Origin of the sequence: Sphingosinicella terrae (genome assembly GCF_003347635.1) — a bacterium.
GTDB lineage: Bacteria > Pseudomonadota > Alphaproteobacteria > Sphingomonadales > Sphingomonadaceae > Allosphingosinicella > Allosphingosinicella terrae.
In genome coordinates, this window is record NZ_QDFY01000024.1 from 1 (window position 1) to 16,344 (window position 16,344).

The following is a 16,344-nucleotide window of genomic DNA, read 5'->3' on the forward strand; positions in this document are numbered from 1 at the left end:
GGTTCATGCTCATCTTCACGTTGGCGAGGTCGATCCCCGTGCCGTCCGCCTTCACCCGCGGCTTCACATTATAGTCGATCACACGCTTCACAGCGGCGAGTATCTTCATCTTGGCTGATGCTCCGAAATAGGTTGCGCGGCGTCAGGCGCGCGCCGGCCGCGCGAGGAAGTCGAGGACCTCGCGATTGAAGTCGTCGGGCTGCTCCAGCATGTACCAATGTCCGGCCTGGCTGGAGACGACGATCTTGGCGTCCCTTATCTCGCGCGCGGCCTTGAGCGCCTGGTCGACGGGGAGAAAGCGGTCGTTCGCACCCCAGAAGACGAGGACGGGGCAGTCGATCTCGCCGAGCCGCGTCCAGGTTTCGCGGATCGTCACCGAGGTGAAGACCCGCTTCGGCTGCGAACGGGCGATCTCGTAGCGTTCGGCGACGGCGGTATCGGTGATGTCGGCTTCGTCATGGACGAGGAGGGTCAGGACCTTGCGGAAGCTCTCTTCGCTGCCGTCGTCGGTCCTGGCGAAATCCGCGAGCGCGCGGCCGCCGTCGGTCTGGCCCCAGAACAGAGCCGGGTTTTCGACGCCGCCCGGTGCCATCAACACCAGCCTGTCGACGGCGGCGGGATGCTCCAGCGTATATTCGAGGGCGACGCTGCCGCCGAGCGAGTTTCCGATCGGCACCACCCGATCGACACCGAGTCCGGTGGTGAGCTCGCGCATCGCCTCGACATGGAGCACCGAGCTGTAGTCGATGTCGTCGGGCTTATCGGACAGTCCGAAGCCGAGCAGGTCCGGCGCAAGCACATGATAGCCCTGTTGGGCGAAGGCCGGCATGTTCTTCTTGAAGTTGCTGTACCCGCTCGCACCCGGCCCGCCGCCGTGGATGCACAGGATGGTCGGCCGGCCGGGAGCGCGATCGCCGGCTTCGTGGTAATGGACCTTGAGACCGCTCCCGAGCGTGAAGAATTTCCCGACCGGAATGGGTGACCCGCTCATCCTTCGCTCCTCCCGCGATCGCCTTGCCGCGGCGGTCTAGCGCAGCGCCCCGGTGGCGCGAACGCGCTATTGGTTGGCGCCCATCGGACAAATTCTCGGCGGCGGCCAGACCATTGCTGTCTGTCATGAAGCGGCCCCTCGCGCTTTCGTGTGCCGATAGGTGCTGGCTGGGGAGCCGATCATGCCGAACCACGCGAAGAGCATGCCGACCGTCAACCATGTCGGGATGACCGTCCCCGATCTGGACGCGGCGCTCGCCTGGTATCAGGAGGTGCTCGGCTTCACCGTCATGACCAAGCCGGTCGAGATGAGCTCGATCGATCCGGTGCTCGGGGAGTCGCTCCTCGACATGCTCGGCCCGCGCGTCCGGCGCTTCCGCATGGCTCACCTGCAGACGGGCAACCGTGTCGGCATCCAGGTCTTCGAGTTCATCGATCCCGCGCCCGAGCCTGCCGAGGGAGAGGTCGCCTACTGGCGCAGCGGCTTCACCCATATCTGCGTCACCCATCCGGACATCGAGGGGCTGGCGGCGAAGATCGAGGCCCATGGCGGCCGCCGCAGCAGGGTCTGGGCGGTGATCGAAGGCGTGCCCTATGCCGCCGCTTATTGCGCGGATCCGTTCGGCAATGTCATCGAGATCAACTCGCACGGCTACGAGGAGACGCGCACCTTCCTGATGGACGAGGAAGGCATGGCGGGGGCCTACGGCCTGCCGGCACAAGCTCAGGAACGATAGGAGGAACCGGTGGGGAGACTGGAGGGGAAGGTCGCCATCGTGACGGGTGCGGCGCGCGGCGTCGGCGCCGCGGTCGCGCAACGCTTTGCGGCGGAGGGAGCCAAGGTCGTCCTCGCCGACGTCCTGGAGGAGGAAGGGAAGGAGACTGCCCGGGAAATCGGCGGAGATGCGCGCTTCGCCCATCTCGATGTCACCGACGAGGACCAGTGGCGGGGCCTCGTCGACGAGACCGCCGCCCGGTGGGGCCGGATCGACGTCCTGGTGAACAATGCCGCGGTGCTCGCCTTCAAGGCCCTGATCGATTTCGAGAAGGCGGAGTTCGAGCGGGTGATCGACGTCAACCTCGTCGGCGTGTTCCTCGGCATCAAGTCGGTCGCGCCGCATATGATCGCTCGCGGCGCGGGTTCGATCGTGAACATCGCGTCGGTGGACGGCATGAAATCGGCCAATTCTCTGTCCGCCTACAGCGCGAGCAAGTGGGGCGTGCGCGGCCTGATGCGCGCGGCGGCGCTCGAGCTCGGTCCCAAGGGCGTGCGCGTGAATTCGGTGCATCCCGGCACCATCGATACCAAGATGATGAATCCCACCGGCAAGCCGCGGGAGGCGCTTCGCGCCAATACCGGTCACGTCCCGCTCCAGCGGCCCGGCGCGCCGGAAGAGGTTGCGAGCGTCTGCGTCTTCTTCGCCAGCGACGAAGCCTCCTATGTGAGCGGCTCCGAGACCACGGTCGACGGAGGCGCGATCGCCGGCGTCTATCATCGCTTCCTGCCCGGTGCGCCGGAGTCGTGAAGGCCCGTTTCGAAGGCCGGGTGGCGATCGTCACCGGCGGCGGCGGCGGGCTGGGGCGGGCGGCGGCCTCGGCCTTCGCGCGCGAAGGGGCCGCGGTCGCCGTCGTCGACATAGACCAGGTGGCCGCCGACGAGACCGCGGCGATCATCGATGCTGAGGGCGGCCGCGCGCTGTCCCTCGCCATCGACGTCGCGGAATCGGCGCAGGTAGAGAGGATGGTGGCGGTAACGGTGAAGGCGTTCGGGCGACTCGACGCCGCCTTCAACAATGCGGGGGTCTCGGAAGGCTATGGCGCGGACGACGAGTGGAACGAGGCGATTCTCGACCGCGCCTTGGCGATCAATGTCCGCGGGGTCTATCTCGGCATGAAATATCAGGTTCCCGAGATGCAGAGGGGCGGCGGCGGAGCGATCGTCAACACCGCCTCGATCGCCGGTCTCGTCGGCACCGGAACCTACCATTATGTCGCCAGCAAGCACGCCGTCGTCGGCCTGACGCGGGCGGTGGCGATGAAATATGCGTCGTTCGGAATCCGCATCAACGCCGTCTGTCCGGGCGCGGTGCGCACGGCGATGGTGGAAAGGTCGATCGCGGCCGGTTTCGGCCCGGTGCTCGACGCGCTTCACCCGATCGGCCGGATCGGCGAAGCGACCGAGATCGCGGATGCGGTCCTCTGGCTCTGCTCCGATCAGGCGAGCTTCGTCACCGGCCACCCCCTCGCGGTCGACGGCGGCGCGACCGCGCGCTGATCCTCACCGGCTGACGAGGTCCCCTGCGATCGTCCTCATGCCGAGGAAGAAATGCAGCGCCGCCCAGATGTTGGAGGCGGTCAGCACGAGCAGCGCCCAGCGCAGGCCCGTGGCGGCGTCGCCGGCCAGATAGCCGGAATAGTCGCTGATGATGCCGATGAGGAGCGGTCCGAAACCGAGGCCGACCATGTTCACGATGAACGACAGCACCGCGCTCGACGTGGCGCGAACGCCCACCGGCACCAGCCCTTGCGACAACGTGAACATCGGAACGATCCAGATGCTGTAGGCGATGGTCGGCACCAGGAACAGGACGAGGGCGAGGACGGGATCGCCCGCGACGATCCCGGCAATCTGGAACGGGATCGCCAGCAGCATGGTAGCGACCGGGATGAGCAGGATGCCTTTGGGATCCTTTCGGCCGAGCCGGTCGCACAGATAGCCGCCGAGCATCGCGCCGACGAGGCCGCTGAACCCGAAGATGAGCCCCCACCAGGTGCCGACCTGCGCGAGCGACAGGCCGTGGTTGCGGATCAGGAAGGACGGAACCCAGAAACTGAAGCCGATCGTCGCCACCGCGCAGAGCGATCCGCCTGCCGCTATCTGCCGGTAGGTGCGATTAGCCATCAGGATGCGTAGCGCCTGACCGGTCGGGATGGTCAGGTCGGCTTCGAGCCGGCCGCCGTCCGCCATGCCGCGCGGCGGCTCCCGGGCGATGAGCTTGAACAGGAGGGCGACGGCGATGCCCGGAAGGCCCACCATGATGAGCGCGTTGCGCCAGCCGAACGCCTGCGCGAGCCAGCTTCCCCCCATGATGCCTGCCAGCGCGCCGATGGCGATGCCGGACGTGTAGATGCCCATCGCACGGCCGCGCTCGCGCGGCGCGAAATAGTCGGCGATGAGTGACTGGGAAGGCGGAATGCAGCCGGCCTCGCCGACGCCGACGCCCATCCTGAAGAGGAGCAGCTGGACATAGTTCTGGGCCAGTCCGCAAGCGGCGGTGAGCAGGCTCCACAGCCCCAGCGCGGTCGAGATGATCGTGACGCGGTTGCCGCCGCGATCGGTATAGCGGGCGATCGGAAGGCCGATGATCGTGTAGAAGAGTGCGAAAGCGGAGCCGGAGAGCAGGCCGAGCTGCCAGTCCTCGAGGCCGAAATCGGCCCGGATCGGCTCCTGGAGGATGGCGATGATCTGGCGGTCGATGGTGTTGAACGCGTAGATCAGCACCAGGAAGGCGAGGACGACGTTGCGGTGGCTCGCGCGTCGTCCTTCAGATGGTACGGCCAACTCCATTCGGATCCTCCCGCCGGGAGCGAAGGAGTCCCACAGCCGGGCTGCGCGCCACCACGGGCAAGAGCGTCGGCGGCGCGTGACAAAATGTCGGTTCGGCGCCGCCGACGTGGTGCGGCGAGGCAACCGGCCAGTCTAGCCTACCCAGTTCTTGAAGACATATTGGCTGGTCACCACCACATCCAATTTGTCGAAGTCGCACATCTTCTGCGCGTTCTCGAGCAGGATCCGCTTGTTTTCCTCGGCCCGGATCGGATCACCGTCGGAATCGTAGAAGAAGTTCTGATCGTCCATCGCCTCCGGAGGAAGGCATTCCTCCACGATCGCGTCGTAGCGAGGCGCGGCATGGGTGAGCGGGCGTGCCACGATATTGGCCTGGTAGTAGAAATTGTTCTGGCATTCGATCGCCGGTCCGGTTTGCTCGCGATGCCATGTTTCCAGCCATTCATCGGGATCCAGGCGGGGCGGACGCACGATGAAGACGACCTGGGAGAAGCCATAGGTCCGCTCCCCGGGCTCCGACGGGTGGCGCGTGTTGACCACCGGCCAGGATTCGGTGACCAGATAGGCGGCGATCTGCCACGCGACCCCGCGCAGCGCCTCGTCGAACGGCTTTCGAAAGCTATCGATCGCGCTGTCGACCCAGAGATGGACGACGCCGTCTATGACCGGCTGGGTCGCGCTCCAGACCAGCCCGGCGGCGCGATCGACCGCGGCGTCCGAGACGTTGATCTGGAGGCCGCGGGCGCCGAGGGCAAGGAGACGGGGCGCCACCTGCTCGCGAAGCCCGCGGCTGAATTCCTCCCGGTCCATCCGAGAGTCGCGCCAGAGCGCGTAGATGACCTTTTCCATCCCGTCCTCCTTCGCGGCAGATGCTCTTCGGAAGGCGGGGCCGCCACCTTGCTCTGCTTTGCGGGCGGCTGCGTAAATGTCTGTTCGCTCGCCGCCGCACCCGCGTCAGGAAAGGTGCCATGAAGCTGGACCTCGAGGGTCGGTCGGCCGTGGTCAGCGGCGCCGGACGCGGAATCGGCCGAGCGCTCGCCCTGCACGCCGCTCGCTTAGGCATGCGCGTGCATGCCTGGGACGTGGACGTCGACGGCCTGATGGGGCTCGATTCCGCGATCATGCCGCGGCGGATCGACGTGAGCGACGCCGACGAGGTCGGCCGCGCCGCAGCCGGGATCCAGGCGGGCGGCGAGGACGTCGCGCTTCTCTTCTGCAATGCCGGCATCCTTCGCCCCGGCCGGAGCTGGGAGATCGGAGCCGAGGCCTGGCGCGAGACGCTGGCCGTGAACGTGCTCGGCGCGGCCAACATGATCGGCGCCTTGGTGCCGACGCTGTGCCGGCAGGCTCGTCGGTCCCATATCGTCATCACCGGATCACAGGCGGGCTTCGTCGCCCGCGCGGGCAATGCGGCCTACTCGGGGAGCAAGCATGCGCTCTGGGCCTTGGCCGAGGCGCTGAAGCTGGAGCTCGACGAGGTGGCGGTCCCGATCGGCGTGTCGCTGTTGGCGCCGGGGCCTGTCCGTACCACTCTGGCCGAAGCCGCCGCGGGCGCGCCGATGCACCAGCTCCTCCAGGAGATCGGAATGCCGGCGCACCAAGTGGCCGAGGAGACCTTCGCGGCCATCCGCGAGAACCGTTTCTGGGTGTTCACCCACCAGGACTTCAAGACGGACCTTCAGGCGCGCGTGACGCGGCTGATAGCGGAAGAGGCGCCTTAGATAGCGCTGCCGATGGCCCCCGGCAGGAGACGAGCCGCGCCTTAGGATTCCAGCTCCGCGAAGAGAGCATAAGAGGGATCGTCGCGGTCCGTCCGGCTGAGCGCAAGGAAGCTGGGATCGAGGCGCTCCGCCGGATAGCTGGTCTGCGCATAGGAATCGGCGACGAAGAGACGATGATCGATGCCCCAGCGGCCGTCGCGTCTGGACCAGCGATCGAGGTACCGGCCGCGCCAGACGTCTTCGACGATGATCCCGTCTTTCGGCGGGAATTGCAGGCTCGCCGTCACGTATGACTCGCTGGCGGCCCGGTCGCCCCGCAGCGCGATGAGAATGTTGCCGACCTGGTGCGAGAATCCACTCAGCCCGCGCCGATACTCCCAGCTTGGTCCGATATAGTCGGCGGCGGGACCGTCATAGCGGTTGCCGTAGGCGACGGTGCCGCCGGCATGCCAAACCGACAAAGCGAGATCGGCATCCATCCGGTCATAGCCACGGCAGTATCGGTAGATCGCCTCGGTGATCGCCTGCTTCGCGGCCAGCTCCTGGAGGCAATCGTTCATCGGCGGCTCCATGGGCTTGGGGCCGGTCGCCCCGCATCGACGCGTAGCGGCCTCCTCGCGGCGTCCCACCGATCTCTGGTCGGTCGTCCAACATCGGCGTGGACCCTGCGCCAACCATTTGGATGGGAACTCCATACGCCAATTCAGTTGGAGCGGGGGCGGCCTTCAAGCACTCCTTCTACAAAGGCGAGTTGGTGCGAGCGGGCGGGACAGTCTCTCGAATAGAGACTCCAAGCGTCAAGTACAGCCCGAATGTCCATAAACAATAATAATATCGGCTGGGGAGGAATTGTGATGAAGTCCATTATGGGGACGCGAGATAATATCGGCTCTCTTCGTCGCTTGCTGACGAGGACTGCGTCGATAGGTGCGATCATGATGTCGGCTGCGCCGGCGCTGGCGCAGGATGCTGGCACGCCGTCGACAGCGCCCTCCGGCGTCGATGATGCCGCAGCGGCGGAGGCCGACGCCGACGCGCAGGGGGCCGAAAGATCATCCACCACCGACAATTCGAACGACATCGTCGTCACCGCCCAGCGGCGCGAGCAGCTGCTGCAGGATGTGCCGATCGCCATTTCTGCGCTCGATGCGGAGACCCTGGATGCACGCAACATCGCCGACATCGAGAATCTGGACAGCTACGTCCCTAATCTGAGGGTCTATACCGGTACTTTCGCGGCCAGCGGGATCGTCGCCATCCGCGGCGGCGTCGAGATCAGCAACACGCCTTATTACGATCCGGCCGTGGGCACCTACGTCGACGGCGTCTACATCGCCAAGGCGGCGGGCAATTTCTTCAGGCTCGCCGACATCGAACGCATCGAGGTGCTGCGCGGGCCGCAGGGAACCCTGTATGGCCGCAACACCTTTGCCGGCGCCGTGAACATCATCACGCAGCGGCCGAGCGGCGAATTCGGCGGCAATGTCAGGCTCGGCATCGGCAATTACGACCAGGTGCGCGGCCGGGTAAACCTCGATCTGCCGGCCATCGGCGATTTCTCGATCAAGCTCGCCGGGCTGCATGACAGCCGCGACGGTTATGTCCGCGTCGTCCCCAATCCGTTCCCGACGCCGCTGGCGCAGCCCGGAGCGCCCAGCCAGTTCGAGAGGAGCGAGAATACGGCGTTCCGGGCCGCGATCCGCTATCAGCCGACGACGGACATCACCGTCGATTATGCGCTCGACTATAATCTGATCAACGCAACGCCGCGCGCGCCGATCCTCGTCGACTTCGCGCGCGCACCCCTGGCCGGCGCGCTCTTCGATCCGGCTTCGCCCTCCTATCTCGGCTTCCCGGCCTATCTCTACCTGCAGGACGGCTATAGCGACTTCACCTATGCCAATGGGGGCATCTTCAACGAGCCCAATATCGAGCGGTCGGAGGTGCTCGGCCACACCTTGATCGCCGAGTTCGATGTCGGGCCGGCGACGCTCAAGTCGATCTCATCGATCCGGACGATGGACTATCGCAACAATGTCGATCTCGACGGCACGCCCCTCGCCATTGCCACCACCGACCTGGCGAACGATTACGGCCAGGAGAGTCAGGAGTTCCAGATCACCGGCGAGGCCGGCAGCCTGAATTACACGGCCGGCCTCTATTATTTCCACGAGGCCGGGGACGTGCGCAAGCGCGGTCAGTTCTTCGGATCGGCGCGGACCGCGATCCAATATTACCGCTTCGAGACGGACGCCTATGCCGCTTACGCCCAGGTGGACCTCAGGGTGACCGACCGACTGACCCTGACCGGTGGCCTGCGCTATTCCTACGAGCAGAAGAGCATGCGGGTCCGCCAGGACACGCTGACCGCCGCCGGCACGACCGTGGACTATGGCCTGCGCGAGGACGAAAGGAGCGACGAGGCGTTCACGCCGGCGCTCATCCTCCAGTACGAGCCCGATGCGAACGTCAATCTCTATCTCAAATATGCGCGGGGCTTCAAAAGCGGCGGGTTCAACCTGGGCAGCACGGCGGCCTTTGCCATCACCACCTTCGATCCGCAGACGGTCGACAGCTTCGAAGGCGGCGCGAAGCTTCGCTTCATGAACGGCGCCTTCCAGATCAACACCGCCGTCTTCTTCAACCAGATCCACGACCAGCAGGTGAACGTCTTCCGCAACGAGGGCATTCTCGCGGCGGTGGTGGTCGACAACGCCGCTCAGGGCGAGCAGCTTGGCGCGGAGGTCGATTTCCAGCTGCGTCCGAACGACTGGCTGCGGCTCAGCGGCTCGGTCGGCTATCTCGACTCGCGGTACAAGGAATATTTCGACCGGGGCGTCGACGTGTCCGACACCCGCGCGGTGATTTTCGCCCCCGAATGGACCTTGGCGGCCACCGCCGAGGCCCGCCTGATCCAGCGCGATTGGGGCAGCGTCTTTTTCAATGTCGACTTCTCCCACACCTCGGCCCATTTCGTTCAGGCCTATGATGTCCGCCCGCGCAGCGCGACGATCCGCGCCAGCGCCCAGACCACCAAGGCCGAGGCGACGAGCCTGGTCGATGTCGGCCTGCGCGCCACCGACATCCCGGCATTCGGCGGGACGGCCGAGATCAATCTGTGGGTGAGGAATCTGTTCGACACCCACCGCCGCCAGGGCGGCATCGACTTCGATGCGGCGCTCGGAAACCTGACCGTCGCTTACTACAACCCGCCGCGCACCTTCGGCGCCGACCTGACCTTCCGCTTCTGAGCGGTGCTGCGGCGGATGGGCCGGGCCAGGAGGCTCCGTCCGCCGCAGCGTCACCGAAGGCGCCCGTCGAGCGATGATCGACAAGACAATGTGAGCTTCGAGGAAAGCGAATGCCGAACATCATCATCTATGAGCCGGGCGGTCTCGGCCACGTCATCCAGGCGCCGGTGGGGCATACCGTCATGGAGGTCGCGCTGCAGAACAATGTCGCCGGGATCGTCGCCGATTGCGGCGGCAGCTGCTCGTGCGCGACCTGCCACGTTCAGGTGGATCCGGCCTGGATCGAGCGGACCGGCCGGGCCGGCGCCATGGAAAGCGATCTCCTGGAGTTCGCCGAGGGAGTCACCGATCTCTCGCGGCTGTCCTGCCAAATTCAGCTCCGGGAGGATCATGAGGGACTGATCCTGCGGGTGCCCGGGGACTGACCGGTGGAGAAGCTGGTCTATGCGCTCTGGTCGGAAGGACGGCCGCGGTCCGAGTTCAACCGCGACCTGCTGGAGGAGGTCGCGCCGAGGCTGCTGGATCTAGGCGCGCGCGGGCTGCATCTCGACCTGGTCGACGAGACGGTCGGAGGACATGCTTTGCCCTTCCCGCAGGCGACCAAGCCGCCGATCGAAGCCGCCCTCCACCTCTGGGTGGACAGCGCGATCGACCGGTGCAGGGAGAAGTTCGACCTGGTCGTCGCCGCCCATGCGCGGCTCGCCGCCTATCTCGTCACCGAATCCCAGCCGGTCGCGCCGCCGCCTTTCGCCGGCGGGCCGGGGACGCCGAGCGAAGGCTATGCGCAACTCGTCTTCATGCGCCGGCCGAACCGATTCCAGCCCGCGGAGTGGCTGGAATATTGGTTCAATCATCATACCGAACGCGCCGTCGAAGACCATGTCTGCACCTATTATGCGCAGAATGTCGTGGTGCGGCCGGTCACCTATGCCGCTCCGCCTTATGATGCGATCGTCGAGGAGATCTATCCGCTCGCCGCCCTGGAGGACCCCGCGCAGGGCTACAAGCCGGGCGTCGACATTGCCGTCTACCAGGCGAGCGCCGTCCGGATGATCGATCCGGCCGCCATCGACGTGATCGCCACCCGCCAATATGTCTTCAAGCCGCCTTATGGCTGACGCCGCCTGGCCCGATCTCTCGTTCGATTTTTCGGGCCGGCGGGTTCTCGTCACCGGCGGAACGAGCGGGATCGGCGCGGCCATCGCCCGGGCCTATCTCGACGCGGGTGCGGACGTGACCGTGACCGGGACCAGGCGCTCGCCCGAGGATTATGCGGAGGATCTGGGCCGGGTCCGCTATCTGCAGCTCGACATCACCGACGAGGGACGGGTCGAGCAGGTGGCCGCCGAAGCCGGCGCGCTCGACATCCTGGTCAATAGCGCGGGCGTCGCCATGCCGGTTCCTGGGGACCAGTTCGCGCCTGCGGCGTTCGACCATGCGGTCCGCACCCACCTTACCGGCGTCTATCGACTCGCCCATGCCTGCGCCGGGCGCCTCGGCGCCAGCGCCGCGCCGGGAGGCGGCGCGATCCTGCTCGTCGGATCGACCAGCGCCTATTTCGGCCATCCGGCAGTACCGGGCTATAGCGCGGCCAAGGCCGGATTGACGCAGCTCGTGAAGACGCTGGCGATCGCCTGGGCGCCGCGCAACATCCGCGTGAACGGTATCGCGCCCGGCCTCACCCGTTCCCGCATGACCGCGGCGGCCTTCGAGAATCCGAAGCTGGGCGAGCCGACGCTCGCCCGCACGCCGCTGGGCCGTCTCGGCGAGCCAATCGATCAGGCCGGCGCGGCGCTCTTTCTGACCAGCAGCGCGGCCGCGTTCATCACCGGTCAGACGCTGCCGACCGATGGCGGCTTCACCATCCGTGGCTGATGGAGGCGACCCAGCAGGAGGAATGCAGATGAAGTCGGATCCCGCAGCCGATCGGCTGCTGACCGGTCGTGCCTGGGCCGATTTCTGCGACACGATCAAGCTCGCCGGAAGCCGCGTGGACGAATGGGGCGATGCGCTCGGCGATCTCGATCGCGCCGAATGGTATCGCTTCCTGACGCGCGTCATCCGCAACGGCTTCGAGCGCTTCGTCGAGAATTGCGAGGCCGACCGGCCGCGGCTGCGCGACGTCTGCTGGCGTCAGAGCATCAACGTCCAGTCGCCCGACCAGGACCATCTTCTCTACGAATTCGATCCGCCGCCGAGCGAGTATCGGATCAGCGGCCGGCTCGGGACCAATCCCTATTTCGTGCTGACCGAGCACACGACCCGCCATGTTGCCGATCCCGGCGCGCGCGATTGGGCGCCGCTGGGCACGGCGGCGCTCGACGTCTTCGATCCGACGATCCGCGCCACCAGATCCTTTCTCCAGAGCGACGCGCTGCAGTGCGACGCCGACGGCAATTTCGAGATCGTCCTCAGCACGCGCGAGCATGAGGGCAACTGGCTGCAACTCCACCCCGACTCCCTCGGCATCATGTTCCGGATCGTCTATCTGGACCGGGCGTCGGAGCGTCCGCCGGAATTCCGCATCGAGCGGATCGACGGCGCCGGTCCGGCCGCGCTCGATCCCGCCAGTCTCGCCCACGGCCTCGCCAAGACCGCGCTCAACGTGCTCGGCTATTCGGAGATGCAACGCGGCTGGTATCTGGAGAATCTGAAGCAGCGGCCGAACCAGCTGCCTTTCTCCCGCCAGCATTATCTCGCTTATGGCGGCGTACCCGACCGCCATTTCGCCTTCGGCGTGTGGGACAAGCCGCCGGGGCAGGCGCTCGTGCTCCGCTTCACCCCACCCGAGTGCGAATATTGGAACTTCCAGCTGTGCAACGTCTGGAAGGAGAATCTCGACAATTACGAGGAGCGGCAAGGCTATCTCACCAAGCTCGGTGCCCGGCACGAGGCGGACGGCAGCGTCCATCTGGTGATCGCCGACCGGAATCCCGGGATCGGCGGCAACTGGATCGATTGCGACGGCCATGGCGGCGGCGTGATGGGCCTTCGCTTCATCAAGGCCGAGGCCCCGCCGGAGGTGATCGTCCATCTGGTCGACGCGCAGGCGCTGGCACGGCACGGTTGGGCCGCGCTCGCCGAAGAGAATGCGATCCGCACCGGAGCACTGGTGGAGTAGGGACAAAGCCTCTCGCCTGCGAGCGAAGACGGGCCACGCCGGGCGCCGCTCGATGCCTCGGCTAGCGCCCTGCGCGAAAAGGTTCGACCGCCGCGACTACACGATCGACGAAATCCGTGAATTCCTCCGCGTTGCGGCACCAGCGCGCCGGAGTGACCTCGAGATGGGTGACGCCGGCGCGGAGGAAGTCCGGGATCTGCTTCAGCGTGGCCTCCAGGTCGGGCTTTCCCGCGGTCTGGACCGGCTGTGGCATGCCGCGCACCTTCAGGGTCTCCGGGTCGCGGCCGCGGCGGACGAATGCCTCGCGAACCGCGGCGACGCCGGCGCCGATTTGATCCGGATCCCCCTGGTGGACCGGCAGCCAGCCGTCGGCGACCTCGGCGATTCGATCGACATTGCGCTCGCTCGGGGCCAGGCCGAGCCAGATCGGCACGCCTCCCTGCTGGACCGGAAACGGCAGGGAATACATGTCGCGGAAGCTGACGGTCTTGCCTTCGAAGCTCGCCGGCGCCTCGCTCCACAGGGCCCGCCAGGCGCGCACTGCCTCGATCAGCCGGCCGAAGCGGCCGTCGAAGGGGATCCCGACGGCGTGATATTCCTCTTCCTGCCAGCCGACGCCGACGCCTACCTCGAGCCGTCCGTTGGCGATGACGTCGACCGTGGCGATCTGCTTGGCGAGGAAGACGGCGGGCCGGAGCGGCGCGATCAGGATGGCGGTGATCAGCCGCATGCGCGTCGTGCGCGCCGCGATTGCGGCGATCAGGGTCAGCGGCTCGAGCCAGGGATGATCGGGCGGGACGGGAAAGCTGCCATAGGGATATTTGTCGATCGCCCCGCTCATGATCACATGATCCGGCACCGAGACGAAGTCGAAACCCTTATCCTCGGCGAGGCGGACCTGGTCGATCGCGGGGTCGATCCGGCCGCCGAACCAGTCGGGAATCCCCTGCATGCTGAGGCCGAGTTGCAGGGCCGTGCGGGCGGCCATGATCAGGGTGCTTCGATGGGCGGCCGGATCTCGTCGAAGGTCACCGGAAGATGGTAGCAGCCGCGCAGGATGGTGCCGGTGATCCGGCTCTTCTCCGGATCCGCGAGCCGCACGTTGACGAGGCGGTCGAGGATGAGGGAGAGGCCGACGCGCATCTCCTCGCGGGCGAGGTGGGAGCCGAGGCAGAAATGGACGCCGCGGCCGAAGGCGAGATGCTGGCCCTTGCGGCCGAGCGAGGGCCGCGCGCGCTCGGGATCGAGCGAGAGCTCGTCGGGATCCTCGAAGAGGCCCGGCTCGCGATTGGCCGCTGGTATGCCGAAGAAGAGCCGGCTGTTGCCTGGGATGTCCACGCCGGCGATCGTGATGGGTTTCTCGGTATAGCGGGGCAAGAGCCCGAGCCCGGAATCGAGCCGCAGCACCTCCTCGACCACGGTCTTGCGGTCCTCCGGGCGGGCGATGAGATGGTCGCGCAAGCTCTCGTCGGAAAGGACGCGGTAGAAGAGGTTGGTGATGGTCCGGAAGGTGGTCTCCGCGCCCGCCGGATAGAACATCCGCACATAGTCGAAGATCTCGATATCCTCGAGCGGCCGGCCGCCCTCGACCTCGGCGCGGGCGAGATAGGAAATGACGTCCTCGCGCGGCTCTTGGCGTCGCTCGTCCAATATCCCCTTGGTATAGGCGTCGAAATCCGCCTTGGCCTGTATCGACTCCTCCGGGTCCCACTGGAAGCGGAACAGCATCATGACGAGATCATAGACATATTGCTCGTCGCGCTTCGGGAAGCCGAGCATCCGGCTGATGATGTGGAAGGGATAGGGCTGGGCGAACTCGGTGTTGAGCTCGGCCTCGCCGCGGCCCTGGAACTTGTCGATCAGCTCGTTGGCGAGCGGCACGATGAGATCGGTGGACTTCTGGCGCACCGCGCTCGGCGTGAAGGGCGGCGAACCCAGCGCGCGGCGCCAGCGATGCTCCTCCCCATGCAGGGTGAGGAGGACACGGCCCTGGCTCGGCTCGGCGAAGCGCCGGTACATGTCGGCAGCGGGCAGGCGGTCATCGTCGGCCCACACCTCCGCGAGATCCTCGTAGCGCAGGATCAGCCAGGCAATATCGTCGAGATACCGAACCGGGACGACGCGGTGACCGGCCTCGACCAACTCCGCGAGCACGGCGTGGAGATTGTCGAACTCGCTCTCGATTTGTCCGAAATCGATCTCCGGAAACAGAGGCTCGACCTTTCCCATCCTGGTTCTCCTTCCTTCGCCCGGCGATCGATCGCGCCCGCGTCGCGGGGCGAGGACGGCGTCAGGCTGATTGGGTTCTTACGGGCGCCGCTCGGCGCCCGTCTGCTTCGGGCTGGATCCCGAACCGCTCGTAATAGAATTGGAATCGCTCTCGCAGAGCGGCGGAATCGACCCCGAAATCGCCCTCCAGGTCGTAGACGATGCGCCCATGCCTTCCGCGTCGATTGGCGGCCAGATAGTCGCCGAGCCGGCGCTCGATCGCGGCGGTGACGGGGAGGCCGGCCAGCTCGTTGACGCTCCGCAGCGTCCCCGGCTCGTCGACCATGAAGGCCTCGAAGGAAATGTCGAGGGAGCGGTCGCGAGGGAGCAGTTCGCGGTCGCGCACGCAGGCGCGCAGCAGGCGCTCGATTCGGTCGATCCAGAAGCCGGCCAGCGCCGGCAGGTCGACCTCGCGCCGGCGAAGCCGGTCGGTATAGGCCGCCATCGTCGTTGCCGAGCGGAGGACCGCCACCGGGTCGCGATGGGTAACGAGGAAGGTCCCGTCCGGAAAGGCGCGCAGGAGCGGTCCGAACTGCTCCATATGCTGCGGGCATTTGAGCACCCAGCGTTGAGGACCGCGCAGCCAGGTCAGCACCTGAAGCACCTTGCGCAGGTAATAGTAATGGGGCGTCTGGTCCTGCTCCAGATAGAAGTCCCGCCAAGCCGGTGCGCGGAGGCGCCAGTCGAGCGAATAGCTGGAGAAATCGAGCTGCTGCAGCTCGATCTCCTCGGTGACGTGGTCCGGCTCCATCTCGTGCATGAGGGGCATGAGCGGGCACATCTCGACGAATTGGTCCCAGCCGGCCCGGGCGCGCGCCTGCCGCCCGTCCTCGCTTTCTCCAGCCTCACTGAACACGCCGTCCGGGACCGGCTCGAGCGCCTCCCAATGGGGCAGCGAGCGCAGCCGGGGATCGCTGGCGATGAAATTGTGGAGATGGGTGGTGCCCGATCGCGGCAGGCCGGCGATGATGATCGGGGCGGGCAGCTGCACTTCGAGGATCTCGGGATGGCGGCGCAGCAAGGCTTCCACCCGCAGCCGATTGGCGGCCAGCTGGACGAAATGGCCGAACAGGCCGGCCCGTCCGAAGGCGGTCAGCCCGGCATCCTGATCGACGCAGGCGATCCACAATCGCAGCCGTCCGCGGAAATCGTCCGACCCGAAATCGGAAAGGCCGGTGCGTTCGCAGGCGGCGCGGAGCACGCCCTCCTCGCTGAGGACGGGCGGAGCCGCGGCGTCCGCTTCCGCTATCCGCGCGGCCAGCGTCGGCGTCGGAATCGGCCGCGCCAGATCGGCGATGCGGATCGCCTGCGCGTCGGTCGAGGGATTGGCCGCCATGAAGACAGTCAATCCCGCGGCACGCATCGCTGGAACCGCGATGAGGTTGCTGTGCACCCGAGCTTTTGTGGGAGGACAGGGTATGGCCA

The 16,344-nt window shown here is 66.6% G+C and carries 16 protein-coding genes and 1 pseudogene; 9 read left to right on the plus strand and 8 right to left on the minus strand.

Annotated features, from left to right (window positions below; genetic code table 11):
• Window positions 1-109 (minus strand): annotated as a pseudogene (locus tag DDE10_RS22630) (electron transfer flavoprotein subunit beta/FixA family protein); the annotation flags it as partial.
• 33 nt (window positions 110-142) lie between these two features.
• A complete protein-coding gene (locus DDE10_RS22635; RefSeq protein ID WP_114955083.1) occupies window positions 143-991 on the minus strand; it encodes an alpha/beta fold hydrolase in 849 nt (282 codons plus the stop codon).
• 181 nt (window positions 992-1,172) lie between these two features.
• On the opposite strand from DDE10_RS22635, the gene DDE10_RS22640 reads away from it, so the two are divergent.
• Genes DDE10_RS22640 through DDE10_RS22650 form a run of 3 tightly spaced genes read left to right on the plus strand, consistent with a single transcriptional unit; the run spans window position 1,173 to window position 3,265 of the window.
• Window positions 1,173-1,727 (plus strand): VOC family protein, encoded by a 555-nt coding sequence (locus tag DDE10_RS22640; RefSeq protein WP_114955084.1) that lies wholly within the window; start codon window positions 1,173-1,175, stop codon window positions 1,725-1,727.
• Between the two features lie 9 nt (window positions 1,728-1,736).
• Window positions 1,737-2,516, plus strand: coding sequence for an SDR family NAD(P)-dependent oxidoreductase (locus DDE10_RS22645; protein ID WP_114955085.1), 780 nt, complete (start codon window positions 1,737-1,739; stop codon window positions 2,514-2,516).
• Entirely contained in the window at window positions 2,513-3,265 is a 753-nt protein-coding gene (locus DDE10_RS22650; RefSeq protein ID WP_114955086.1) for a glucose 1-dehydrogenase, read from the plus strand. Before DDE10_RS22645 ends, DDE10_RS22650 begins: the two co-directional genes overlap by 4 nt.
• 3 nt (window positions 3,266-3,268) lie before the next feature.
• Here the strand turns inward: DDE10_RS22650 and DDE10_RS22655 are convergent, their stop codons facing one another.
• Both DDE10_RS22655 and DDE10_RS22660 read right to left on the minus strand, forming a co-directional pair.
• A complete protein-coding gene (locus DDE10_RS22655) occupies window positions 3,269-4,558 on the minus strand; it encodes a spinster family MFS transporter (RefSeq protein WP_114955087.1) in 1,290 nt (429 codons plus the stop codon).
• A gap of 132 nt (window positions 4,559-4,690) precedes the next feature.
• The gene (locus DDE10_RS22660; protein ID WP_114955088.1) at window positions 4,691-5,407 is read right to left on the minus strand and encodes a hypothetical protein; all 717 of its coding nucleotides are present in this window, start codon (window positions 5,405-5,407) and stop codon (window positions 4,691-4,693) included.
• A 119-nt stretch (window positions 5,408-5,526) separates the two neighbouring features.
• Here DDE10_RS22660 and DDE10_RS22665 point away from each other — a divergent pair, with 119 nt between their 5' ends.
• A complete protein-coding gene (locus DDE10_RS22665) occupies window positions 5,527-6,279 on the plus strand; it encodes an SDR family NAD(P)-dependent oxidoreductase (RefSeq protein ID WP_162806801.1) in 753 nt (250 codons plus the stop codon).
• A 41-nt stretch (window positions 6,280-6,320) separates the two neighbouring features.
• Here the strand turns inward: DDE10_RS22665 and DDE10_RS22670 are convergent, their stop codons facing one another.
• A complete protein-coding gene (locus DDE10_RS22670) occupies window positions 6,321-6,839 on the minus strand; it encodes a nuclear transport factor 2 family protein (RefSeq protein ID WP_162806802.1) in 519 nt (172 codons plus the stop codon).
• 375 nt (window positions 6,840-7,214) lie between these two features.
• On the opposite strand from DDE10_RS22670, the gene DDE10_RS22675 reads away from it, so the two are divergent.
• The 5 genes from DDE10_RS22675 to DDE10_RS22695 all read left to right on the plus strand — a co-directional run bounded on the left by DDE10_RS22675 (window position 7,215) and on the right by DDE10_RS22695 (window position 12,651).
• Complete coding sequence (locus DDE10_RS22675) at window positions 7,215-9,530, plus strand: TonB-dependent receptor (RefSeq protein WP_162806803.1); 2,316 nt, start codon at window positions 7,215-7,217, stop codon at window positions 9,528-9,530.
• Window positions 9,531-9,640: 110 nt separating this feature from the next.
• The gene (locus DDE10_RS22680; protein WP_114955092.1) at window positions 9,641-9,955 is read left to right on the plus strand and encodes a 2Fe-2S iron-sulfur cluster-binding protein; all 315 of its coding nucleotides are present in this window, start codon (window positions 9,641-9,643) and stop codon (window positions 9,953-9,955) included.
• Window positions 9,956-9,958: 3 nt separating this feature from the next.
• Window positions 9,959-10,648: an EthD domain-containing protein gene (locus DDE10_RS22685; RefSeq protein WP_114955093.1), complete on the plus strand. Its 690-nt coding sequence runs from the start codon at window positions 9,959-9,961 to the stop codon at window positions 10,646-10,648.
• A complete protein-coding gene (locus tag DDE10_RS22690; protein WP_114955094.1) occupies window positions 10,641-11,405 on the plus strand; it encodes an SDR family NAD(P)-dependent oxidoreductase in 765 nt (254 codons plus the stop codon). Before DDE10_RS22685 ends, DDE10_RS22690 begins: the two co-directional genes overlap by 8 nt.
• A 28-nt stretch (window positions 11,406-11,433) precedes the next feature.
• Window positions 11,434-12,651 carry a DUF1214 domain-containing protein gene (locus tag DDE10_RS22695; RefSeq protein ID WP_114955095.1) on the plus strand — a complete coding sequence of 406 codons (1,218 nt, stop codon included), beginning with the start codon at window positions 11,434-11,436 and terminating at the stop codon, window positions 12,649-12,651.
• 61 nt (window positions 12,652-12,712) lie between these two features.
• Here the strand turns inward: DDE10_RS22695 and DDE10_RS22700 are convergent, their stop codons facing one another.
• The 3 genes from DDE10_RS22700 to DDE10_RS22710 form a co-directional block, all read right to left on the minus strand.
• A complete protein-coding gene (locus tag DDE10_RS22700) occupies window positions 12,713-13,639 on the minus strand; it encodes a TIGR03619 family F420-dependent LLM class oxidoreductase (RefSeq protein ID WP_114955096.1) in 927 nt (308 codons plus the stop codon).
• A gap of 2 nt (window positions 13,640-13,641) precedes the next feature.
• The gene (locus DDE10_RS22705; RefSeq protein ID WP_114955097.1) at window positions 13,642-14,880 is read right to left on the minus strand and encodes a cytochrome P450; all 1,239 of its coding nucleotides are present in this window, start codon (window positions 14,878-14,880) and stop codon (window positions 13,642-13,644) included.
• 61 nt (window positions 14,881-14,941) lie between these two features.
• On the minus strand, window positions 14,942-16,255 hold the full coding sequence (locus tag DDE10_RS22710) for a sulfotransferase family protein (protein ID WP_114955098.1): 1,314 nt from the start codon (window positions 16,253-16,255) through the stop codon (window positions 14,942-14,944).
• Between the last annotated feature and the right edge of the window lie 89 nt (window positions 16,256-16,344).